Annotated in this window: 18 protein-coding genes and 1 pseudogene; 10 read left to right on the top strand and 9 right to left on the bottom strand. The window is 38.0% G+C overall.

Going from position 1 to position 24,889, the window contains the following annotated elements; translation table 11 throughout:
- Positions 1-84: 84 nt before the first annotated feature.
- The gene (locus AAC084_RS14420; RefSeq protein ID WP_339840912.1) at positions 85-1,107 is read left to right on the top strand and encodes a nucleoside hydrolase; all 1,023 of its coding nucleotides are present in this window, start codon (positions 85-87) and stop codon (positions 1,105-1,107) included.
- Here the strand turns inward: AAC084_RS14420 and AAC084_RS14415 are convergent.
- Both AAC084_RS14415 and AAC084_RS14410 read right to left on the bottom strand, forming a co-directional pair.
- Positions 1,104-2,084 carry a Gfo/Idh/MocA family oxidoreductase gene (locus AAC084_RS14415; protein ID WP_339840910.1) on the bottom strand — a complete coding sequence of 327 codons (981 nt, stop codon included), beginning with the start codon at positions 2,082-2,084 and terminating at the stop codon, positions 1,104-1,106. The genes AAC084_RS14420 and AAC084_RS14415 overlap by 4 nt on opposite strands.
- A gap of 41 nt (positions 2,085-2,125) precedes the next feature.
- A complete protein-coding gene (locus AAC084_RS14410) occupies positions 2,126-3,805 on the bottom strand; it encodes a sulfatase (RefSeq protein WP_339840909.1) in 1,680 nt (559 codons plus the stop codon).
- A 222-nt stretch (positions 3,806-4,027) separates the two neighbouring features.
- Here AAC084_RS14410 and AAC084_RS14405 point away from each other — a divergent pair, with 222 nt between their 5' ends.
- The 3 genes and pseudogenes from AAC084_RS14405 to AAC084_RS14395 all read left to right on the top strand — a co-directional run bounded on the left by AAC084_RS14405 (position 4,028) and on the right by AAC084_RS14395 (position 6,807).
- On the top strand, positions 4,028-4,897 hold the full coding sequence (locus tag AAC084_RS14405) for a DUF808 domain-containing protein (protein ID WP_339840908.1): 870 nt from the start codon (positions 4,028-4,030) through the stop codon (positions 4,895-4,897).
- A gap of 211 nt (positions 4,898-5,108) precedes the next feature.
- On the top strand, positions 5,109-5,747 hold the full coding sequence (locus AAC084_RS14400; RefSeq protein WP_339840907.1) for an NAD(P)H-binding protein: 639 nt from the start codon (positions 5,109-5,111) through the stop codon (positions 5,745-5,747).
- Between the two features lie 477 nt (positions 5,748-6,224).
- Positions 6,225-6,807: pseudogene (locus AAC084_RS14395) on the top strand (tRNA-(ms[2]io[6]A)-hydroxylase).
- Between the two features lie 135 nt (positions 6,808-6,942).
- On the opposite strand, the gene AAC084_RS14390 reads toward AAC084_RS14395, so the two are convergent.
- From AAC084_RS14390 to AAC084_RS14380, 3 genes are all read right to left on the bottom strand, one after another.
- Positions 6,943-7,371 (bottom strand): DUF6526 family protein, encoded by a 429-nt coding sequence (locus tag AAC084_RS14390; RefSeq protein ID WP_339726676.1) that lies wholly within the window; start codon positions 7,369-7,371, stop codon positions 6,943-6,945.
- A 359-nt stretch (positions 7,372-7,730) separates the two neighbouring features.
- Positions 7,731-8,486 carry a hypothetical protein gene (locus tag AAC084_RS14385; protein WP_291794604.1) on the bottom strand — a complete coding sequence of 252 codons (756 nt, stop codon included), beginning with the start codon at positions 8,484-8,486 and terminating at the stop codon, positions 7,731-7,733.
- 178 nt (positions 8,487-8,664) lie between these two features.
- Positions 8,665-8,952 carry a hypothetical protein gene (locus tag AAC084_RS14380; RefSeq protein WP_291794605.1) on the bottom strand — a complete coding sequence of 96 codons (288 nt, stop codon included), beginning with the start codon at positions 8,950-8,952 and terminating at the stop codon, positions 8,665-8,667.
- Positions 8,953-9,385: 433 nt separating this feature from the next.
- Here AAC084_RS14380 and AAC084_RS14375 point away from each other — a divergent pair, with 433 nt between their 5' ends.
- A complete protein-coding gene (locus AAC084_RS14375; protein WP_291794607.1) occupies positions 9,386-11,620 on the top strand; it encodes a TonB-dependent receptor in 2,235 nt (744 codons plus the stop codon).
- 73 nt (positions 11,621-11,693) lie between these two features.
- Here AAC084_RS14375 and AAC084_RS14370 read toward each other — a convergent pair whose 3' ends face one another.
- Positions 11,694-12,278 (bottom strand): RNA polymerase sigma-70 factor, encoded by a 585-nt coding sequence (locus tag AAC084_RS14370; protein ID WP_291794609.1) that lies wholly within the window; start codon positions 12,276-12,278, stop codon positions 11,694-11,696.
- A 115-nt stretch (positions 12,279-12,393) separates the two neighbouring features.
- On the opposite strand from AAC084_RS14370, the gene AAC084_RS14365 reads away from it, so the two are divergent.
- From AAC084_RS14365 to AAC084_RS14345, 5 genes are all read left to right on the top strand, one after another.
- Entirely contained in the window at positions 12,394-13,557 is a 1,164-nt protein-coding gene (locus AAC084_RS14365) for a FecR domain-containing protein (protein WP_291794611.1), read from the top strand.
- A 96-nt stretch (positions 13,558-13,653) separates the two neighbouring features.
- A complete protein-coding gene (locus AAC084_RS14360) occupies positions 13,654-16,917 on the top strand; it encodes a SusC/RagA family TonB-linked outer membrane protein (protein WP_339726673.1) in 3,264 nt (1,087 codons plus the stop codon).
- Positions 16,918-17,012: 95 nt separating this feature from the next.
- Positions 17,013-18,272 (top strand): hypothetical protein, encoded by a 1,260-nt coding sequence (locus tag AAC084_RS14355; RefSeq protein ID WP_339840906.1) that lies wholly within the window; start codon positions 17,013-17,015, stop codon positions 18,270-18,272.
- Between the two features lie 97 nt (positions 18,273-18,369).
- Positions 18,370-20,916 carry a fused MFS/spermidine synthase gene (locus AAC084_RS14350; RefSeq protein WP_291794617.1) on the top strand — a complete coding sequence of 849 codons (2,547 nt, stop codon included), beginning with the start codon at positions 18,370-18,372 and terminating at the stop codon, positions 20,914-20,916.
- 26 nt (positions 20,917-20,942) lie between these two features.
- Positions 20,943-21,746 (top strand): DUF6503 family protein, encoded by an 804-nt coding sequence (locus AAC084_RS14345; RefSeq protein ID WP_291794619.1) that lies wholly within the window; start codon positions 20,943-20,945, stop codon positions 21,744-21,746.
- Between the two features lie 552 nt (positions 21,747-22,298).
- On the opposite strand, the gene AAC084_RS14340 is transcribed toward AAC084_RS14345, so the two are convergent.
- The 3 genes from AAC084_RS14340 to AAC084_RS14330 all read right to left on the bottom strand — a co-directional run bounded on the left by AAC084_RS14340 (position 22,299) and on the right by AAC084_RS14330 (position 24,661).
- Complete coding sequence (locus AAC084_RS14340; RefSeq protein ID WP_339840905.1) at positions 22,299-23,396, bottom strand: Fic family protein; 1,098 nt, start codon at positions 23,394-23,396, stop codon at positions 22,299-22,301.
- A 176-nt stretch (positions 23,397-23,572) separates the two neighbouring features.
- The gene (locus tag AAC084_RS14335) at positions 23,573-24,244 is read right to left on the bottom strand and encodes a hypothetical protein (protein ID WP_291794623.1); all 672 of its coding nucleotides are present in this window, start codon (positions 24,242-24,244) and stop codon (positions 23,573-23,575) included.
- Positions 24,245-24,268: 24 nt separating this feature from the next.
- Positions 24,269-24,661, bottom strand: coding sequence for a BfmA/BtgA family mobilization protein (locus AAC084_RS14330; protein ID WP_291794625.1), 393 nt, complete (start codon positions 24,659-24,661; stop codon positions 24,269-24,271).
- Positions 24,662-24,889 lie beyond the last annotated feature (228 nt).

Raw genomic sequence — 24,889 nt, 5'->3', positions numbered from 1 at the left:
CTTTTGTTTTATATAGGTAATCTGCTCGTTAGTAGAGCGTATTATCTATAAAAAGACTTAAATTTAGATGTTAATTCGAATCTTATGAAATTGATATTCTTTTGTTTTTTCTTGACTTTTTCAACCTTAAGTTTTTCACAACAAGATGGTTTGTCAGAATTAAACGCATTGGTAAAACCCCGTATGCGAGTGATTATCGATAATGATTTAGGTGGTGATCCAGACGGACTTTTTCAATTAGCACACCATTTAATGTCTCCATCCATAGAAATACGAGGAGTTATTGCTTCACATTTATATGAGCAGGGTTTTGGGGGTCCCGGAACTTCGGAATATGCCAAGGAGCAGGCAATGAAAATCATTAAGATTTTAAAATTGGAAAACTCCATAAACGTCTACACTGATAAAAGTGAAAGCATGACTGATGTTAAGACACCAATAGACAGTGATGCCGTTCAAGCAATTATTAAAGAAGCATTGCGAACAGATACCGATTTACCCCTCTATGTAGTTTGCGGTGGTGGTTTAACTAATGTCGCAAGTGCTTATCTACTCGAGCCTAAAATTGCAGAAAAGATTACTCTAGTTTGGATTGGTGGGCCAGAATATACCGACATTGCCCTACCACCACCTGGATTTACCACGTTAGAATATAATTTGGGTATTGATATTAAGGCAGCTCAGGTTATTTTTAATTCATCGAACATTAAGTTATGGCAAGTGCCGAGAAACGTTTATAGACAACCAATTATGTCTGATGCGGAACTTTTGACACGGGTAAAAGGAAAAGGTGCGTTGGGAAATCACCTGTTCAGTGTAATGAAAGATGCTTTCGTGAAGCTTGATAAATGGAACTTACCTATGGGGGAAGTATATATTTATGGTGATAATCCTTTGGTATTATTAACAGCTATTCAATCTTCATTTGAACCAGATCCTTCATCAAGTACTTATGTAGTTAAACAAGCACCAAAAGTGAATAATGCAGGCGTTTATGAAACCAATTTGGAAGGACGAAATATTAGAGTCTACCAACAGTTGGATAATCGATTGTTGTTTGAGGATTTTTATGCAAAATTAGCATTGTTGTCATCACAAGATAATTAACTGGTTCGTCCACTCAATTTCTCTAGAGTATCCATGACCAGTAAACCGTCTTTTGCAGGGCAAGGGTTTTCCTCTTTACCTAGAAAATAAGCTACGGTAGCCTTTATCATAGGTTCTTGAACATGTTTAGGGTTATTGAAGGAAAAGGTTTCGCTTCCATTTAAATTAGTAAGCGTAACCTCGTTACCGAAAAAAGAAAATTCGATGTTTCCTTCTGTACCATAAATGATACATTGGTCTTTTTCATTTAAGTCAGAGGTAGTGAAACTCCAAAGACCACGAAACTGAATTCCATTTTTAAAGGATATAATGCCATTAACAACATCTTCAACTTTACTGTCCGAATGTGATGAATGAGAGAAGCCAGCAGTACGTTGTATGGGACCAAAATAATGAATCATCAAATCTATTTGATGTGGTGCCAAATCATAAAAATAACCGCCACCAGAAAGGGCAGGATTCACTCGCCAGCTCTCTTCTGTATCTGCGACAATACTCGTTTTTTTAGGTTGAAGTATTTGAATGTCGACATGCGTAACCTCTCCAATTTTTAGGTCTCCTAAGAGCTCTTTTACTTTTAAAAAGGCAGGTAGTTCTCTTCGGTAATGTGCAACTGTAAGTTTACTATTACTTTTTTTTATCGCATCACATATTTGTTTGGCTTGTGTTACATCTAAAGCCATTGGTTTTTCAAGATACACATGCTTGCCCGATTTAATAGCCTTCAAGGCATATTCTAAATGGGTCGATGGTGGTGTTGCAACATAAATAGCATTGATTTCATTATTATTTAAAATATCATCTGCATTATTTGTCCACTGAGGAACATTATGTCGCTCAGCAAAACTCTTTGCTTTTTCGGTATTTCGACGCATGACCGATATCAAATTCGAATTTTCTACTTGTTGAAAAGCAGGGCCGCTTTTTACTTCGGCTACATCGCCACAGCCAATTATTCCCCAGTTAATTATATCCATATATCACAAAAAAAATGAGTTGTAGGTTTGAAAAAGATAAATCAATTTTTGTTCGTTTTTCTCTTCTCAATAATTTCCTCTAATTTCTTTTTATTAACTCCAAAAATGCCATTTTTCTCTACATCATCCATAAAGGTATTTATGTACTTCTGGTTAAGTTCATCACTATCCCCATATTTTTTTCTAACCTCTTCTAACTCTTTATGCAGTTTCTCTTTAATCGAAGCATAAGCTGGGTTATCATATTCATTAGTTAATTCTTTCGGATCTTTTAATCGGTCTATCAATTCCCAATAATCTAAATCGAAATAATAATGAATCAATTTGTATTCTTTGGTGATAATAGCATAATGCCGATTGACCATGTGCTCTGCAGGATATTCGTAATAATGATAATATACTGCTTCTCTATTCCAATCTTCCATTTTGCCAGTTAGAATAGGAACAAGACTTTCGCCCTGCATATCTGATGGTTGATCTACGCCGGCTACATCTAAAAACGTTTGAGCAAAGTCAAGGTTCTGTACCATTTCATCTGATGTTGTACCGGGCTTTACTTTGTCTGGCCATGCAACAAGTAGTGGGGTTTTAAAAGATTCGTCATATACCAAACGTTTATCAAACCAACCGTGTTCACCTAAATAGAACCCTTGGTCAGAAGTATAAACTATTATGGTATTCTCCATTAGTTTATTCTCTTCTAAATAATCTAATACCCTACCTACATTTTCATCAACAGATTTAATGGTGCCCAAATAATCTTGCATATAGCGTTGGTAGCGCCACCTCATTTTATCCTCTTCGTTCAAAGCGAGATAATTGTTTTTAAAGTCGGCATTTATTTTATCGTACTGGGCCCTGAAATTTGCCAATTGTCCCGTATTCATTCTACCCACAGAATTTTCGAACCTTCCTTCGTCAATTGTTAATTCTTGAGCGTTCATGGCATTTATAGTTTCAGGGTATATTTTGTCATCACTCGTCCAGCTTAAATGATTTAAAATACTCATTTCGGCCTCTGCCGCAGCAGGCCGACCCTCATAAGTATCGAACAGTGTTGCCGGTTCCGGAAAAGTCTTATTGGTGAATTCTTCCATATGGCGCTCGGCCATTAACCAAGATCGGTGTGGTGCTTTATGCAAATACATTAATAAAAAAGGATCTTCTGGTTTACGCTCGGTTTTTAACCAGTCTAAGGTCATATCGGTAATGATATCTGTTACATAGCCTTTTACGTTGATTTCACCCTCGTTTTTAGTTATAAAATCAGGATTGTAATAGGCGCCTTGTCCTGGTAATATTTTAAATTGGTCGAATCCCTTAGGATTGTTTCCAAAATGTAACTTTCCAAACATTGCTGTTTGATAGCCTGCTTTCTGAAGAATTTGAGGAAAAGTAACATTAGTTGTGTCAAAAGGGAAATGATTATCGATTTTACCATTAATGTGTGAATGTTTTCCAGTCAAAATCACGGCCCTTGAAGGTGCACAAATTGAATTGGTAACGCTTGCATTGGTAAATAACATTCCCATTTTTGCTATACGATCAATATTAGGAGTTTCGATCAAACTATTGTCATAAGCAGAAATTGCCTGATAAGCATGATCATCAGACATAATGAAAACAATATTAGGTCTGGTTTGTAGAATTTCTTCCGTTTTAGAGTTACATCCTAAGAGTAGAATTGTAGTAATTCCTATCAGGTAAATGAAATTTTTCATGAATGGTGGTGGTTGTTTTAATAAAATGATTAAGGTACATAAATAAGCATAATTCATAACATATAATATGATTTCATACTTTGTAATTTATATTAAGTTTTTCATATTTATCGATTCAACAAAAGCTGCTAACTTATATAAATTCGTCTTGAGTTACCATTTGTGCGGATAGAATTCCGATATATGATTTTGTTAAATTATTTTTGAGTAAAATTTAAAACGATGGCTTCAGGATTTTTTGCGATTTTAGATGATGTAGCAGCACTATTAGATGATGTAGCGGCAATGAGTAAAATTGCAACTAAAAAAACTGCTGGTATACTTGGCGATGATTTAGCAGTGAATGCAGAGAAAGCTTCTGGATTTGTTTCTAAGCGAGAAATCCCTGTTTTGTGGGCTATTACAAAAGGTTCTCTACTCAATAAATTAATAATTCTTCCTATAGCTTTTTTGTTAAGTGCCTTTTTACCCTGGGCTGTGACTGTGGTATTGGTATTGGGCGGAGTCTATCTTGCTTTTGAGGGGGCAGAGAAAATTTACGAATTTTTTGTACCTCATGAGCATGAGCACGCTATTGCAGAAATGGAAGAAATTAGCAAAGAGGAAATTTTGGAAATGGAAAAGACAAAGGTGAAATCGGCCATAGTAACCGATTTTATTCTGAGTATTGAAATAGTTATTATTGCTTTGGGTGCGGTGATTAAAGAACCTTTGGTGACTCAAATTGGGGTAGTGTCTGTCGTAGCATTATTGGCAACGGTTGGTGTCTATGGTATTGTGGCGCTTATAGTACGAATGGACGAATTCGGATTTAGACTAATTAACCTCAATAAAGAAGATGATAGTATCTCAGATAAAGTAGGGCACTTTTTTGTTAATGCGTTACCTAAGGTTATTAAAGCGCTTTCGGTTATCGGAACAATTGCCTTGCTACTGGTCTCTGGTGGTATTTTTGTTCATAACATTGATTTTTTTCACCATCTTCTGCCTAATGTGCCAAGTATGCTTGTAGAGTTCGGTGTCGGCTTAGTAGTGGGCTTTGTAGCATTAATTGTTTTTATGGGATTTAAAAAACTGTTCAAGAAATCTTAATGGCAGTTATTAAAGCTTTTGTTGTTTCGTTTTTATGAAAGATGTGCTTCATGAAAGTCAATTTCAATAAAACAGCTATCTTGTAATTATTATTATCTCTTTATAAAATATTAGATATCAGCTAAGCAAAAGGTCAAGCCTTTTGTTGCCTCGTTTTTTTTAATCAAGAAAACGAGACAAAACTCTATTTTAAAATTTTATAAAGAATATTATGAATAAAAATATAAAGATTGCCGTTTTAGGCGGCGGTGGTAGAACAGGTAAGTTTTTAGTTACCCAATTATTAAATCAGGGATATAGTTTAAAACTTCTTCTAAGAAACCCTGAAGACTTCACAATAGAAAATCCTTTAATTCAAATAGTAAAAGGAGATGCAGTTGACGCTGGCATTATTAATTTATTGGTTAATGATTGTCAAGTTATAATTAGTACGGTTGGCCAACGTAAAGATGAGCCTTTGGTCGCTAGTAATGCAACAAGTAATATTCTAAATGCTATGGCAGTGTTCGGAATTAAACGATATATCTCGCTAGCAGGGTTGAATGTAGACACTCCTTTTGATAAGAAAAGCGTTAAGACTACTATGGGTACTGAATGGATGAAAGCAAATTTTCCGATTACTCATTCAGATAGACAAAAATCTTATTCTATACTAGCAGCAAGTGAATTGGATTGGACTTTAATTAGAGTTCCGTTAATTGAATTTTCTGATTTAAAATATGAAACAGGAGTCAGTTTAGAAGACTGTATAGGAGATAAAATAAGTGCTTTGGATATTGCAGATTTTCTTGTTAATCAAATTATTGATGTTCAATACTATAGAAAAGCACCTTTTATATATCATATTTAATTAAGCATAGCGGGTCTGAAATTGGCCCGCTTGTTTTATTAAAAAGTTAGAGTAATTCATAGATTGATAACAATCAATAATATTTGTAAACGAAAAAAGCTCTCAATTTCTTGAGAGCTTTTTGCGGTCTGGACGGGACTCGAACTTTTCTTGAAAACACCCTGTATTATAGGGCTTACAAGGGGTTGTTTTTTGGACTCACCGCAATGCTCACCTTTTAACATAGTTTAACATTTAGAAGATGACTCAGATGCTAATTGAAAACAAAAAAGACCATTTCAAATGATATACTCGAGGTAAATTATTTAAAAGCATATATTCTCTACACTAAACGTATACTGTTAAGAGTTTATAGTTAAAGTTGGCTACAGTATATTTAAAAGGTCGAATTCTTAATCAAATATGTCAATTTTAAAGGGCTACGATTTATAAATATCTTCACCTTTTGATGACTATTTTTACAAAAACAAAACGTCCTTGCTTCATTTAAAATTGGCAACAGACCCACGTTGGGTGAATATTGTTGAAAAGAATCTAGAAGAAATACTAACAGATCATGCGTGGTGTGAACAGAAGACCGCTACTAATGCGATTACAATAATTACACTTAATTCTGAATACCCCGCTTTAGTTACCGATTTGCTTTTTTTGCCCCAAGAAGAATTAGAGCACTTTCAAATGGTACATGAAATTATTAAAAAGCGTGGGTACACCTTAGGCAGAGAGCGCAAAGACAGCTACGTGAACGAGCTCTACAAGTTCATGAATAAAGGGGGAAACAGACTGCAATCGATGGTAGACAGACTCTTATTTTCCGCTATGATCGAAGCGCGAAGCTGCGAACGTTTTAAACTACTTTCCAAGTAAAATTAAAGACCCAGAACTTTCTAAGTTCTACCACGATTTAATGATTAGTGAAGCAGGCCATTACACTACTTTTATTGGCTTTGCCCGCAAATACGGCGCTGGTATAGATGTAGACAAACGCTGGCAAGAACTTGTTGCCTTTGAAGCTGAAGTGATTAAAAACTACGGAAAAGAAGAAACGATACACGGCTAAAATTTACCTCTACTGCTACATCTGTCATTGCCTAGTGTCTGGCTTACTTTTGTGGGTCACCTGTCACTCTCGATAGCTATCGGGAGAGTGCTAGCATGGGTCTGAGCCTATAAATTTTTAGTTCGAACGCCTAAATTAAACCCTATAATAATCTCCTTTCCAACTTTTGATACTCGATTTAATTTCTTTGGCAGAGAGTTTTTCTTTCAAAGCTTTTTCCATCAAGGGTAAAAACTCATCATCGCTGGCAAAACGTAAGGCAATTATTTGCGACATTCTTAAATCTGAAGGAAGTAGTTTTTCCGTCATCGCATAATGTCTCATATTTTCTTCAGCTCTAATAGCTCTGTCTTGTGCTTTTAAAGGGAATGTTCTTATATACCAAGCCATGACAATCAAGATAATGGCAGTTAGCACCATTAAAGATGCTAAATACAGGTTTTCTGATGTGGTTCTAAAAAGATGATATACCGATCCAGCTAATAATGCAACTAAGGCGACAAATAACACGCCGTGAAACCCTGTTACTAGATTTGCGTGATTTTTGAAATTTTGATCTTTCATTTTATGATTTTTGATAAAGATACTTGTATAAATACGACTTTGATCAGGTTGTTAGTAAGGGGTTTATGTATGAAAAGTAGGATAGGTGTAGAAATTTTTCTTTTCCTTGTTCATTATTTTAATAAAAAATCAGTCCGTTGAAAATAGGTTATTGAATTTTAGTGTTACCTAAGTTTTTTATAAACTATAAAGGCTTTTGATAGTTGCGGGGGTCACTCGTCACAGATGAGCACCAGCAGGAGGCAATTGCATAGAGCGCATGGAAAACTCTTTACCAAAGGTGCGTTCTGTTAAGAGTCTGTATTAATAAAGCATCCTTTATTTGAACTTTGATTTAACTCAGCTCTTGTTGACTGTAGTTAATTTTTATATACAGCAACTTTCAACCAAATAGCATCTAGTTCTTTTTTGGTTTTAATTTTAAATTTTTTCATTATTAGTGGGTGATACTTCTCCTCTTGTAAATCTATATATTTTTCATGCATCAATTCAGTATAGATTTCTAATTCCCTTTGAGTTGGCATGTCTTTTTTTTGAATGTTACCAACTTTGTCTTTGATTATCATGTCAAATGCGTAATTACTTCGATTGTTGTTTATAATAATTTCAGAAGTTAAAGAGCCTGGTTTTCCAATGGGACCCCAATAGGACTTTCCAAAAGTATACTGATTATTCCCAATGTCAGTTTTATTATCAAATGCAAAGATTACTATTTCATCAAGTTCATTGTCAGCAGTATATTTTTCCGATACAAATGAGCAAAAGGTGTTTGACAGATTTTCTTTTGTAATACTCGTTGGTATCACAATGTATAGAGTTAATCTCTTCATCCTGGGCATTCTTTCCAATTGCGCAGCAGTATAATCATAAGTGTTTTGCACAATAGCACTGCTATTTCCATATTCCTTATCTACTATTGTATACTTTGAAACTTTAGTATTGTTGAATAGTATTTCGAAATTCGAATTTGCAATATTAGATTGTGGTTTTTCTGAATTTGAAATTACACTCTTAGAAATTTTTGACTTATTAGCAGTAGGATTTGAAGTCTCTTTTTTCGTATTTGAGCAACTTGATCTAAGTAGTATAAAAGCAAAAAATAGAATTCTATTCATATCTAGTTTTATTATAATTGTTTTGATTTTTTAACTATAGCCAACGGTTAAGCTCGTATTTTAATTTAAACTTTTTGTTTTGGCTAGTTTCTATGGTCATAAACACATTTATAATTTTGTTAGCACCTATCGATAGTGCATGTCTTTTAAATACCCTCACAAAAAAGACGTTTTTTCGCTATCCTTTATTTAAACTTTGATAAAATAGGCTCACAAAAATTCTTATGCGGTTATTTTTGATAAAATTAAATCTTGCCATATTTTTTCCATGCGTTCTTGAGTTTTTTCCTGAATTAGAAAATTCATAAAAAGATTGTCCACTACTCCCATGCATTGTTTTTGGAACAAAATGACTTTCAGATAGACTGCTTGAAACAACATATTTTAGATTTACTTCCGGAGTATCATTTTCTATAACATCAATCAATTCATCTACAAAAGTATTGTTTATGATGTGACAAATCATACGTAGGTCATGCTCCTCTATGTCATTATTTAAAAATGCTTCGAAGGCGATATCAATCTATTGTATTTTGACTTGGGAATCACTTTGCTCAAGTTCTTTCCTGATAAACATAAAGCTTATTTTTACAACTATTCGCTGTAACATTCCTCTAGAAATGGTTTGATATTCCAAAACATAATCATCCAATCCTACTTAGGAATGGAGTTGGTGATTAAATATGGTCAATAGACCGATTGTAATAAAAACCTTTGGAATCACTTTGTGTTTTTGATTTTCAAAGATATTAGCTGTAATATGACTAATGCCATATTAATTAAAAAAGGAGCGTCAGAATAAAACAGGAACAATTAAAAATATTTCTTAATTATTTTGGTTTAAATATAATCATTCGTAGGTTTACATTTTATTTTTATTAAATCTAAATAAGCATAACGTGAGGAGATTCTTGCCAACTATTGTAATACTACTACTAGGAACCCATTTTGGTATATCACAAGAAAGTAATGATAGCAAAGATTCAATAACCCTGAAAACTGAGGTATTGAACGAGGTCATAGTCAATGGAAATACAATTCTCGGGAGTAAATTTGAAGCTAAAAACAGAACGGGATCCGCAAATTATATATCAGAAAAAGAACTTCAAAAATTCAGCTATAACGATATTAGCAGAATATTGAGAAGTGTTCCTGGTGTCAACATTTACGAAGAAGACGGTTTTGGGTTACGGCCCAATATCAGTTTGAGGGGTACGTCTCCTGAACGTAGTGCAAAAATCAATCTTATGGAAGATGGAGTACTTATCGCTCCAGCCCCTTATAGTGCTCCTGCCGCATATTATTTCCCTACAATCGGAAGAATGCAGGCCGTGGAAATATTGAAGGGAAGTAGTCAGGTGCAATATGGGCCAAATACTACAGGTGGGGCTATCAATATGATTTCTACGCAGATACCAGACCAATTTATGGGAAGAGCGACCTTATCAGCCGGTAACTTCAATTCAAAAAATACACAAATCGTGGTAGGCGATAGTTTTAAGAACTTCGGATTCGTAAGCGAGTATTATAACTACAATTCGGACGGTTTTAAAAATATTGATGGAGGAGGAAATACCGGTTTTGATAAATCGGACTATTTGGCAAAGTTTCGAATAAATACCGATGAAGGTGCCAAAATCTATCAATCCCTTCATTTTAAAATCCAATTTTCTGAAGAGACGGCCAATGAAACCTATTTGGGGTTGACCGATACGGATTTTAATAAAAATCCCTATCGCAGATATAGAGCCTCTTCGGAAGATTTAATGGATTCAGAGCACCAACAATACCAATTAACGCACCTCCTTAAATTTTCCCCGGCCTTTGCCATTACTACCACGGGATATGTAAACAAGTTTAAGCGCAATTGGTACAAGTTGGATGATGTAAATCTTGGTGAACGGGTCGGAATAAACAATGTACTCTCAGATCCAGACACCTATGCTATGGAATACAATGCCCTGTTGGGAAACACGGATAGTACAGAAGATGTGTTCGGCATAAAAGCAAATAACAGGAAGTACACCTCCAAAGGAATACAGTCGATAGCCCGGATGCGTTGGGGTGCTGATTGGTTACAAAGTCTGGAGTTGGGTATTCGGTACCATGAGGATGAGGAAGACAGGTATCAATGGGTAGATAGGTATGGTTTTCAGAACAATGAACTAATACGCACAACGGTCGGCATCAAAGGGGCGGATGCAAACCGTATCAGCAACGCAAAGGCAATTGCTGCACATACATTGTACAAACTAAATTTAGGTAGATTTACATTGACCCCAGGTATTCGGTACGAGAACATTGTATTGGGCAGGATAAATTACGGTACTAATGATGGCTCAAGATTGGGTACAGACCTTTCCGAGCGTGAGAACCAAGTAGATGTTTGGATACCTGGAATAGGGGCAAATTATACCTTTACCGACAAGCTTTCTATTTTTGGTGGGGTACACAAGGGGTTTTCCCCTCCTGGCAATACCGAAGGACAAGATGCGGAAAGAAGTATAAATTATGAATTGGGCACACGTTTTAATTATCATGGAATTCAGGGAGAAGTGATAGGCTACTACAACGATTATCAAAACTTATTGGGTAGCGACCTTGCCGCCTCGGGAGGAACAGGTAGCTTGGACCAATTTAACGCTGGAGAGGTCAGGGTCAGCGGAATAGAAGTATTGCTGAACTATAACCTTTTAAATAATCTTTCGCAAAAGTTCCGTTTACCAGTAACATTTACCTACACATTGACCGATACCGAGTTTCTCAGCTCGTTTGAAAGTGATAACGATATATTCGGGGAGGTTACAGCAGGTGATGAGATGCCGTATATTGCCAAGAATCAATTCAATTTAAATTTTGGACTAATGCATAAAAAATTCGCTGTCGACTTAGGTGCTCGTTATATCGATGCATTTAGGACACAAGCAGGGACTGCCACCATTCCTACGAATTTAAGAGTTGATTCTAATTTTGTTGTTGACCTGTCTGGACGTTATTTCTATAATGATCATTTTACCTTTTCTGCTAACATCATTAACTTGTTTGACACTACCTATGCCGTATCAAGGGTTCCGGCCGGCCTAAGACCTGGGCATCCGTTTGGGATTAATTTTTCTATCGCCTATGGGTTTTAAAAAAAAGTAAGGCCCTGATGGTCATATAAACCAAACGTTACCGATCAAAACTTACATAGCGAGACTTTTCACGCTACCTTATTCGATGAAGAATTAAAAAGAGAACTTGAATTTTTTCCTTTAACCTTTCCCTTAACATTCTGAGGGCCTTTGTAAGATGTCCTTCGACTGTTTTGATGGAAATCCCCAAATGTTCAGCGATTTCAATATTGGTCAGTCCTTCTTTTTTGCTCAACCTAAACACTTGGTTACATTTATTGGGAAGCCGTTCGATCTCTTTTTCAACAATTAATACCTTGCGTTTTACATCTTCTTCATATTCCCTTTCCATTATATGACCCAAGGTTTCGGCGTAGGTCGTCTCGAACAAATAGGTTTCTTTTTTATACTTTTTTATATGGTCCAAAAAATTATTGCGGACAGACTTATAGAGCCATCCCTTTATGATGGTTCCCTCCTTTATTTTAGCCCTTTTTTTCCATAATTTGAAAAATGCTTCCTGTACCAGATCTTTTGCCAAAACTTCATCACGGCATAAACTTTTGGCATACCAATAGATTTCATTGTAATAGGACCCGATGACCGTTTTGAAAGCTCTCCTATCCCCATTTTGGATCGCCTTAACCTTTACATTGTTATCTCGGTAATTTGAATTCATAAACTATGTTAACAAAAAAAAATCAATATTATAAATTTTTGGTAATAAAAAGCGAGGGTATTGTAAAGTTCGGTCGTTTAACTAGTATGAATTGGGACTTTCCTAAAAATCAGTAATGAAAAATAAGAAAATAGAAATAATCTTACATAAATTCTTGAATAGTACCGCTACTCTGGATGAGATTGCTACTTTGGCCAAATGGGTCGAAAAAAACAAATCTAGCTTTCAAGAAGAAGTAGAACTCCATCATTTAATAACTGGGGCTGGAGATGGACAAAGCCCAGAACACCTGAAGAATAACCTGATAGCGGCCTTTGACCAAGCTAGACTAGCGGCAGGCAGAGCCAAAAAAAGGAATTTACTATTGAGATATGCCGCAATTTTTATCGGCTTTGCAACCCTTGGTATTTATACTTATCTACAAACCGGCAACAGCGTTGCTGCAATTGAAAAAGAGGTAACTATTACTTTGGATGACGGCTCGACAAAGAAAACATTGAACGGTGGACCTTCAAGGATAGTAGTTCGTTCAGGTGCTTATGTTGTAAATCAGGAAGGTACTAAAATTACCTATAAAAAAGCTGCGTCAAACCAAAAAGAGACACGTCAGTTGGTTTACAACACCATGGATGTGCCTTATGGGAAAAAGTTTCAGTTGGTACTTTCCGACGGTACCGAAGTATACCTTAATTCGGGCTCTTCACTAACGTATCCAGTGGCATTCTACGACCAAGGGCCAAGGAACGTTGTTCTAAGAGGGGAGGCTTATTTTACCGTTACTTCAGATTCATTAAGACCATTTACGGTCAGCACCCAAAATATAGATGCAAAAGTCTTGGGTACCGAGTTTAATATTTCAAGTTACCAAGACGACGAACATATGAAAGTGGTCTTGGTAGAAGGAAGTCTGTCGGTTGGTCAGAGTAACACCTCCAACCCAAGTGCTTTATTGCTGAAACCGAATCAGCTAGTTTCATATTCATATTTCAACAAAGAACTATCCAAAGAGAATGTGGATGTCAGTAGCTACATTGCATGGAAAGATGGAGTACTACTTTTTAAGAACGAAGATTTTTATTATATCGCTAAAAAACTTGAAAGGCATTATGATGTAAAGATCGAGATAAAGGATACTCAGTTAAGCAAAGAAAGATACACAGGGAGGTTTAAAACAGAGACCATAGAAGAAATTTTAAAAGCATTTCAAAGGATTAAAGGATTTGATTATACCATAAATGAAAAACGCATCAAGATAAACCCTAAAAAGTCAAGTATATGAAATGAACTCTAAAAGAATCAGGGATTGCTGTAACAATCCCTTGATTCTAAACAAATTTAAAAACTGAATCACCAATTTTTAAACCATCTCAAAAGTATGAAAAACACACTATGTAAAAGGTATTTTACGATTAAAATAGACCTGAAAATGAAAATTACCGCATTGTTTTTATTGCTTGCCCTGTTTCAACTTCAGGCAAGCAATACCTATTCACAGAAATCCAATATTTCTATGAATATGAAGGAAGCCACCATAGCATCGGTATTTGATGAAATAGAAAAAACAACGGATTTCAATATTCTGTATAAGAACTCCAGTTTGGACGTTGGTAAACGGATTTCAGTAAATGTCGATAAAGTCAAGATAAACGAGCTTATGGAACTTATTTTAAAGGAAACCAATGTATCCTTTGAAATTAGAAGAAAACTTATCGTTCTACTTGAAAACGGCAAAAAATTAAATTCCGGAACAAGCCAGGCTTCGTTGAATCCTTCAAAGATTCCGGAACAAGCCATGACTGTAACGGGGACGGTTACCGATCAAGACAATATTCCCTTGGGAGGGGTAAGTGTGGTAATAAAGGGCTCCTCCAAAGGGGTTTCCTCCAGTTTTGATGGGCAATATGAGATTGAAGCTTCAGAAGGCGATATACTCGTGTTCTCATACATCGGCTTTGCCTCAAGTGAGGTCAGCCTAACACAGGAGAAAGTTATTAACGTTACTATGAAGCCAAGTTCGATGGATTTGAACGAGGTGGTCGTTACCGCAACCGGTGTAAGGCGTAAAGTAGAGATGGGAAATTCCATTACCAATCTCAATGTTGCTGATGACGTAAAACAGCGCCCAATTAGTAATGTTTCAGATTTACTTCAGGGCCAGGCTACTGGTGTTCAAATTTCCAGTAGTGGAGGTGCTACAGGCATGGGTTCCCGTATTAGAGTGAGGGGTTCCAACAGTGCATCCCTTTCCAACGAACCCGTAATTTACGTCGATGGTATTTTGATCAATAACGAGGCCAATTCCATTTCTTTTGAAACCGGTGGGCAGTCCCCTTCACGTTTGAACGATATCAACCCCGAGGATATTGAGTCTATCGAGATCATTAAGGGCCCTTCTGCGGCAACATTATACGGATCTATAGCGGCGAACGGTGTAATTCGTATTACCACTAAAAAGGGAAAACAAGGAGAACCAAGATGGTCTGCATTTTTGGAGAGCGGGTTGGTTGAAAACGTAACGACCTATCCCAAAAACTATCAAGCACTTGACGCAGCTGGCAATCCTGGTTTTAACTTTGAGGCGGCAGAAGGTACTTTTGTCCCCAGTACGGTCAATTCTTTTCAGCCCTTGAACGACCCACGCACCTCACCTTTTAGAACGGGACAATCTTATGGCGGTGGGTTGAGCGTATCCGGAGGTTCAGAAGTGCTTACGTATTTCCTTTCAGGTAATATTACCGACGGCGAAGGGGTGTTGCCTGTCAATAATATAAAAAGAACAAATTTCCGAGGGAATTTCGGAGTCAAAATTACCGATGATTTAAAGGTGAATTTAACCACGGGCTACACCAACAGTAATCTAGAACTACCCTTGAACGATAATTTCGCCTTGGCTCTAATGAGTCAGGGTCTTAATGGTACATCTACTATAGATGTTAACAACGGTTGGGGCGAGTTTACGCCCGACGAACTGTTTACGATTGATACCCGTCAACGAATCAATCGTTTTACCAGTGGTCTTGAATTGCTATGGCAACCCTCTGAAAAATTGAACTTCAGGGCTTCTGGCGGGCTTGATTTTACATCCCGATGGGACAGCCAGTTCTTCCCGACCGGAGAAGCGCCCGCTTTTCTTAATTATGATGAAGGCGCAAGATTCTCTAATAGGTTCAATGATTTTGTATATACCTTGGATATGGTAGGCACTTACAAAACGGATTTATGGGAAGGTATAAATTCTCGCACCTCATTGGGGGCCCAATATTTACAGAATTTGTCACAAGGCACGTTCACAACTGGACTGCAGTTGGTTGCAGGGAGTAACTCCATTGCAGGGGCCGCAGTAACACAGAGTAATGAACAAACCATCGAATCACGTACCATTGGAGTCTTTTTGGAGGAACAGATCGGCTTTAATGATAAATTGTTTGTCACGGGTGCCGTACGGGTAGATCGTGGGAGTTCTTTTGGCGCCTCGTTCAATTCGGTGGTTTACCCCAAAATTAGCGCTTCATGGCTGATTTCTGAAGAAGAATTCTTTAATAACTCAGACAAATCTCTAATAAGCTCGTTACGGCTTAGGGGTGCATGGGGTTCCTCTGGTGTACAGCCAGGTACCAATGATGCCCTTAGGTTTTTCAATCCTATCGCTGCTACCCTAGACGGGCAAAGCGTAACTGGGGTTACCATTGGAAGCGTGGGCAATTCCGGTTTAAGCCCAGAGCTATCCACAGAAGTCGAATTCGGCTTTGATGCGAAACTATTATCTGACAAGATTGGTTTTGAAATGACCTATTTTAATAAACGTACCGAAGATGCCCTTATTTTCAGGCAATTGCCATTATCGCTTGGTGTGGGTGAAGGACGTTTTGAAAATTTGGGATCTGTTAAAAATTCAGGCATTGAGATAGCGTTAAATACTAGAATCATCGAAACCGATAAATTTTTCTTTGGAATTGATTTTGTAGGTTCGTTCATAGATAATGAACTAAAAGAACTGGGTCAGGATATTCAACCAATTATTTTTGGTCAGCAACGCCATGTTGAAGGCTATCCGCTTGGTGGCTATTGGGATGAAACCTATACTTTTAGCGATGCTAATGGCGATGGTTTCATAGGGCAAGATGAGGTTCAAGTCGGAGAAACAGGGTATTTGGGCACCCCATTTGCAACTACCGACATTTCTTTTACCCCCACACTAAGTTTTTTCGAAAATCAATTTGTGCTAAGGGGACTCCTAAACTACAGGGGTGGTCAAAAGCTTTATAATAACACCGGTGCATGGAGAAACGGGAACAGCAATAACCGAGAACTAAATGACCCCGATGCCTCACTAGCCGATCAGGCAAGAGCCGTGGCATCTAAATTTTTGGGAACAAATGCAGGTTATATCGAGGATGCTTCGTTTTGGAGGCTTCGTGAAATCTCATTGACCTATAACGCACCTAGTACTTTTTCAAGCAAACTGGGTTTTAATCGCATAAGCCTAACACTTTCTGGGCAGAATCTAGGCGTATGGACCGACTACTCTGGGCTTGATCCTGAAATTAGTTCTGAAGGGCAAGCTAATTTTACTACTGAAGAATTTCTCAGTCAACCGCCCGTCCGTTCTTGGAAAGCAAGACTGAATCTATCGTTTTAACAAAAATATCTAAGAAAATGAAAAAGCTATTAAAAACAAAAAACAACTATTCCAAATTACTGTTTCATGTAATTGTTCTGATAATACTTTCATCATTGAGCATATCTTGCGATTCGGTGGTAGAAGTTACGGACCCTGATATTGTTACACCGGGATCCCTTAATACTGAGGCTGGTTTACAAACCCTGCGTGCGGGTTCCTTGGGCGATCTTGCTGTGGCCATGAGCGGTTCTGCGGCAGGCCACGGTGCTACTACGGGCCTAATAGTAATGAGCGGCCTTATGGCGGATGAGTATACGTATTCGGGAACCTTCCCTACTAGACGAGAAGCCGATACCCGTATCCTTCAGGATATCAATACTGATATGAATACAATTTATGGTAACCTTCATAGATCAAGGGCTGGCGCAGAAACCACTATAGATCTTCTTGTTGATTTCGGGGGCAATCCAGAAATTGAAAGTGAGATGCAAAGTGTCGTTGGTTATGCTTATATTATGTTCGCAGAAACCTTTTGTGGGGGCGTTTCCTTTAGCAAATCACCGGCGGACGGTGGTGATTTAATCTATGGCGAACCTTTGACTACCGAACAAATGTTCAATGAAGCGGTAAGTTGGTTCGACCAAGCTCTCGCCAACGCTGGCAGCAACGATAAATTGGACAACTTGGCGAGAATTGGCAAGGCACGTTCCCTTTTGGGACTAGGTCAGATTGATGCGGCCGCGGCTGAAGTTGCGGCTATTCCGTCAGATTTTGTTTATAATATTGAGCAATCCGATAACAGCTTCAGACAAGAGAACGGAATTTACATCATGAGTACTGTTCGCCGTCAATTTTCTATAGCCGATGGCAAAGGGGGCAATGGTTTAATGTACCGCTCCGCTATGGATCCCCGGACACCTTGGGACGGAGGGACGGAATTTGGACAGGATGACATTACTTTGTATTACAACCAACTGAAATACAATTCATCTAGCGTACCCGTAGTTCTGGCATCAGGAATAGAAGCAAGATTGATAGAAGCCGAGGCGGCGGCCAATGCAAATGATGCCGCTACGGTGGAAGATATACATAATGAACTTAGGGCTGCAATAGGTTTGTCAGATTTGGACCTCTCAGGAATTAGCGGTGAGGACCTATTGTTGACCCATTTTTCAGAACGTGCATTTTGGCTGTTCAGTACCGGTCATCGACAAGGCGACCTTAGAAGACTTGTAGATGTTTATGGTATGATGCCCTCTAGTGTGTTTCCTTGGGGGCCTTATTTCAAGGGAGGCGAATATAGTTCTACCCTCAAATTTCTCGTCCCACAGTCAGAATCGAACAACCCCAATTATGTAGGATGTCTAAATTGAAAACGTCAAAAATGTCAAAATAAGGAAAAAGAGGCTGCTAAAAAGCCTCTTTTCTTTTTAAGTTTGTGAGATGCAACATTATACATGACCATTTCTTATGAGAAACAAGTTCGCCTTTACAAATTCTGAACGTTCGGGAAACTTTATTTTTCTTTATGCCTTGTTTTTTGTGTCCGGTACCGCCAGCTTGATGTTTCAAGTGGTATGGATGTACCGGTTAGGATTGGTATTCGGAAACGCCGCATATGCGACAGCAGCAACATTATCCGCTTTTTTTCTTGGATTGGCTCTTGGGGGACGATTTTTTGGCAACGCCTCAGCGCGTTTTAAACGGCCACTTCGCATGTATGGACTTATGGAGCTAGGTATTGCGCTAACGGCCTTCTTGCTGGCTCCTGGTCTCGATTTCTATGAAAAATATTATTCTGATATCGTATCTTTTTCAGGTGATACCAAGAGTATTCTTTTGGGTATGAAGTTTGTTTTTGGTACTTCACTACTTTTTTTTCCGTCATTTCTGATGGGAGGTACCTTTCCCGTTTTAGCGCAGTACATAGGAAAAAATCGAAATAATCTTTCAAGGCGTGGAACTATTTTATATGCCGTAAATACCTTGGGGGCGGCCCTTGGAGCTTTTGTTGCCGCGTTTTACTTGCTCTCTAAATACGGGGTTGGGGCAACCTACGGCTTTGCCATAGCCTTGGCAGTCTTGGTAGGCGTTCTAGCCCTTGTTCTAGATCGCTGGTATAAATCTCCTTATCCCATTATTGACGAAACATCTAAATATCCTGTAAATAGTAAAAAAACGACTGATTTTGCATTTCAGCTAAGCCAAAACCAATTTATCATAGTCGCTTTTTTTTCCGGAGCATTGGCATTATCGGCAGAAACTTTATGGACTAAGATGTTCGCTCAAGTTTTACAAAATTCAGTCTATTCGTTCGCTGCGATATTGGTGGTGTTTCTTTTGGCCTTGGGGCTCGGTGGCGTTTTATCACATATACTTGTAAGGCTAGGGGCACCTTCAAAAACCCTGCTGATTCTATTGCTGTCCACGGCCGCTGTTTTGATTGGGTTATCTCCAACGGTTTTCAATAGTGCAACAAACGGACTTGAGTATCTTGCAATTAACGCGTCTTGGTTTACGTATATATGGTCCGTCTTTAAACTGAGTCTTATGGTCATAATGCCTCCAACTATTATTTTAGGAGCTGTATTTCCTTTTCTGTTGAAAGCGGCCCCTAAAATCGATATGCCGTCAGGATCCATTGTCGGCAAATTGGTACTCTACAATTCTTTAGGTGGCTTTGTGGGACCAGTACTAGCAGGTTTTTTTCTTCTTGATATAGCAGGTCTCTGGAACAGCATAAAAATCATTGCTCTTTTGTACGGAATCCTGGCTCTTTTAATAGCTTTTCCTTCTTACAGAAAAAAGAAAATTTTCTTCCTTTTATGGCCTGTTGTAGTAATTTTAGGAATAATGGTTTTGGAAAATCCCCCCATTGTAAAATTGGAAAATGGTGAAAAAGTATTGGATTATTGGCAATCAAGCGACGGGGTTGTCTCTATAGTACAATTACCAGAAAATATAGAAATGCGCCTGGATAATTTTTATGTACTCGGGGATTCGAAATCGTTTTTGGTCGAGCAAATGCAGGCTCACGTTCCGCTTATGATACATCCAGCACCAAAAAAGGTAGTATTTTTGGGCATGGGAACCGGCGTCACGGCAGGCGCTGCACTAAACCATGAGGTGGAAAAGGTTATAGCCGTAGAACTGGTGTCCAATGTAATTCCCGCGGCAAAACGTTATTTTTCGCCTTGGACCAACGGGCTTTTCAAAGATAAACGGGCAAACATAGTAGCTGACGATGCTAGAAATTTTCTTCTGGGTACCAATGAGCAATTTGACGTTATTGTCGGTGACCTGTTCACCCCATGGCATGCAGGAACGGGAAGCCTTTATACCCTTGAACATTTTGAACAGGCCAAAAAACGATTGTCGCCTGGCGGGATCTTTGCACAATGGTTACCGCTATACCAGCTTACTTCGGAGAACTTTAATACTATTGCCGCTACATTTGCGGCCGTTTATCCACAAGTGACCCTCTGGCGGGCTGACTTTTCGACGACCAGGGCCAGTATCTTGCTCGTTGGTCAGGAAGAAGACACACAGCTTGACGAGAATATCCTACGCCAGAATATCGTTCATGTGATTGGTGAGCAAGTTGACCAGGAAAATAATCATATGGCCGGCCTCTTTTATCTTGGTAATTTGGAGGCTATTCGAAATCGGTTGTCGGGAGTTGAACTGAATACCGATGACAGAAGGTCTGTTGAATTCAGGGCGCCTATTCTATCGCAGCAGGCGAATTCAGGTCGTGCATCCTATATTACGGGCAAAGAGTTGGATACCTTGTTGACCGCATTGAGGAGCAATCTTCCGGCTGAAGAAGACCCCTATCTTTCCAACCTACCAATGGATGAAATTCGATTTGTAAAAGTAGGGTCGCTTTATCATCGCTATATTCAGTATGTCAGTGCCGGGAAAGAAGATAAGGCAAAAAAAATACGGGAACAGATACAGCTCTTGGCATCTGACTTTTTAAAGACAGAAACCAAAGCTATTGATGAAGTAAATTAAGAAAGCATCTGCAAACAATGAATAAAATGAACATCTTAAAAACAAATGGACTAATCAAGCAATACATGAAACAAATAAATCACAAACTATCCCTTTTTTCGATTCCAGTAAGCGCATTTATACTATCGTTTAACTTATCCATCGCACAAGAGAACATAGTTGATAAGGCAATCGAGGTTTCTGGAATGAAAAAAATGCGCAATGCCGAGGCCTCCTTTACCTTCCGTGAGCACACCTATGAGTACAAACGGCAAACAGGACATTTTACCTACACAAGAATAGGCAAGAACAGGGATAGCAGTCTAGTCCGCGATGTCTACACCAACAAAGGCTTTTCCCGCCATGTTGCTGATACCGTTGTAAACCTGACCGAGAAAAGAAAAAATGCCTATACCAATTCTGTCAATTCAGTGATGTATTTTGCGTTTCTTCCGTTATGGCTCAAAGACCCCGCGGTCATACTAAAAGACATGGGAAAGAGTAAAATAAAGAGTAAAGAATATTATAAAATCCGTGTCACTTTTCAACAAGAAGGCGGTGGTACAGATTTTGAAGATGTGTTCCTCTATTGGTTCGATGTCGAGGATTACAGTATGGACTATCTAGCCTACAATTACTTTACCGGCAAAGGGGGAATGCGGTTTCGTGTGGCTTTTAACCAGCGTACGATCAATGGAGTGCGTATACAGGATTATCGTAACCTGCAACCTAGAATAATGGACGGTGTTAATTTTGATCAAATTGAGAATGCCTTTGAAAAGGGCGAATTGGAAGAACTCTCACTCATCGAATTGAAAAATGTGAAAATTAAAACGATACCTAAAACTTAATCGCATTTATTCAAAAACCCGAAGTATGTTTCCGGTAAGTTCTGTCTGGAACATTTTCAAAGGTACCCAACAACTAGGTCAAGGGCTTCGCATATGGTAGATTTTCCTATTTTGTTCTTACCTACCATTAAAGTGTGTCCTTCAAAATAGAGGGTAGCCTTTTTTATTCCCGTAAAATTTGAAATATACAGCCTGCTTATGATCATAAAGTGAATTTTTGGTATGCTAGTAAATGTAGTAATTCTCTGATTTAAAAAAATTCTATATTATGTAATTTTAATTATAGTAATTGATTCTTTAGAATAAAAACAGCCTAGAAAAGTATATCAGAATAGCTCCAAATGTCGGAAAGGTAGGAAGGATAATAATTACAATTTTTCACAATTCTTTACATTACGCTTATTCGGCCATGATCTAAGGTTTCCAGTTGAACTCAATAAAACATAAATTAAAAAACGTAACTCTTTACAAAATCCGCTTTTTGTAAAGAGTCTTCGTATGTTTCAAATAGAACTACCAAATCCCAATTTGGTTTTCCCTTTTTTAGGCCGTCTAAAGATTCAAAATATAGTTCGTACTCCTTCCGCCTTCGCCAGATTCTAACAAAACTCCTTTTTCCACTAAATCTTGAATATCCCGAAGCGCTGTATCCCTATGTACTTTAGTCATCTTTGCCCATTTGGACGAATGTAACTTCCCTATAAAATCAGCTTGAAGTTTATTTATCATGTCTACTTGGCGCTCATTAAACTGAGTGGTTTTATGCAATTCCCAGAATTTTGCCTTAAGCAGTATTTTAGATAATGCTTTCTCCGTTGTTTCAAGTGCTTCGGTTAAACGTTCAAAATACCATACAAGCCATTGACTTACATCCATGCTTCCTTTTTGGGTGGACTCCAATATATCGTAATATCCATTTTTAGATTTTAAGAGTTGCGCCGACATGCTATAAAACCTTTGGTTTGTTCTATCTGCTCTTGCCAATTGATTATCGGCAATGGCTCTGGCAATCCTCCCGTTTCCATCATCGAAAGGGTGAATAATTACGAACCACAAATGGGCTATGGCTGATTTAATAACAGGTTCCATGCTTGTATCTGTATTATACCAGTCAATAAATCTATTCATTTCGGCTTCAAGCCTTGAAGCATCTGGAGCAGTATAATGAACTTTTTCTCTTCCCATCGGGCCAGAAACAATCTGCATAGGGCCTTCTTGATCACCTCTCCAATCTCCAACAGTAATTTTATGCATGCCACTTCTCCCAGTTGGAAATAGAGCTGCATGCCATCCGCACAATCTATCCTTGCTTAAATCTTCTTTATATTTTTGAGTAGCATCTAGCATCATTTCGACAACTCCTTCTACATCTCTACTGGCATTTGGTAATCCAGATATATCCATACCAAGTCTACGAGCGACTGACGACCTAACTTCTAAAGGGTTTAATAACTCTCCTTCGATTTCACTAGTTCTAATAACATCTTCCGTTAACGTTTCAAGTACTGCTTCTTCTCTAAGTTCGAAACCCATACTCTCCATCCTACCTAATAGTCTACCCTGCAAATCACGTACTTTGCTCACGTATGGAAGTAGCGTATCGGTATCCCATTTAAAGTTTGGCCAATCTTTGCTATGATGTAAATACATTTTTGATTCTTTAATGCCGAATATTATACGGCAAATATAAATTACATTTGCCGTTATTCAAAATATACGCCGTAATTTTTACGGCGATAATCAAATTGATTGCCGTATTTTTATAAAAGCTACTACCATTTACTTCTAACAGATAAGCACAAAAGCCCATCAGGTTTACTCAGTCATCAAAGCGGTTCATTATAGTTCTTCCTCATGTTTGATAGATAGCCAGAAATTGGCGTGGTCAATTCTTGTTTACTTTCAATACCCTTCTCGACAAACTTTTTAGCCTGCGCTTTCCAGTTTTTGATGTTTAGACCTCCTCGCAGTTTCCAATTTTTTGATTCATAGTAGGCATAGAATTTTCTACCTTCCGTTTCCTGCCAATTATTCTCTCTAAAAAAAATTAAAACAGCCCGGCCATTTTTTGGTCTTGCCAGTTTATTTAAGTTTTCTTTTGTTTTATGTTTATAAGAAGGTATCAGATTATGGCCAGGTTCCGGGACGCTGTTGGCCATTTTTTGATACGCAGGTGTCCCAGAGCTTGTACCACTGGTTGTCCCGAATATGGACATGTTCACTTTTGAACCTCTTGCCGGGTGAAAGGAAGGAAAATAGTTTAGATAGCCCCAATCGTTCAAATCTCTCAAGTAATTATGATAGGTTGTTTTTGACCTGAACTTTGCTTTTTCCATAATGAACTGCCTATTAATGGTCAGTGTCTTTTTGAAGAATTCACGGTTCCATTTCTGGAAGAACGCTAGGTATAAGGTGATATGGCCTTGTTTGATTCTCTCGTCATTGTTGAATCTTTCGAAGACGGCATTTAGGTGGGCGATGTAATTTACTTTCTCCATCAGTTCTCGGGCATTTCGTTATAACTATTTTTTTTCACGATACTGCACCTGCTTTTTCTCTGTGCTATACTTTTTCTCTACAAGCAATGGCTTTTTTTCTGGGACTGATTGTTCGAAAAGTGAATACAACATTGCAGCTGTAGGCTTGGTCTGGGATTTTTCAATATCCTTTAATATCGCGATCATTCCGTTCATCCGTTTCTTGATAAGTAAGGACATTCTCATTTCTAAGGTTTCCATTCGCGGTCCCATGGATTCGGAAGGCGAGATTCCATTTTCTTCAAAAAAGTCCAACATGAGCATTAAGGTCATGGACTGCGATCTTGACATTTTCTTGCAGAATTCTCGAAACCTTATTGCAACCGAAGTCTTTATGCCAAGCTTCTCAAATCGCTCTTTTTGTAATTCTTCATCCATTTTTTCTGAAATTTTATGCCGTTTTTATTGGGCTGTAAGCGTTTTTTCTGATAATCGGGCTCAAATACCAAAATTCCCATAAGAGACAATACTCCCGAAACCCCCATTCTCATTGCAGATGGAGAAAAAAATCAAAACGAAACATCGCGCAGCGTGTTACCCTCTTGCTACTCCCCTTAGATTTGCATTGTTGTTTATATAGAGATTTTTACGTGGTGAATTTTTATA

The sequence above is a fragment of the uncultured Maribacter sp. genome, assembly GCF_963977385.1.
GTDB lineage: Bacteria > Bacteroidota > Bacteroidia > Flavobacteriales > Flavobacteriaceae > Maribacter.
This window is presented reverse-complemented; position numbering and strand designations above follow the sequence as displayed.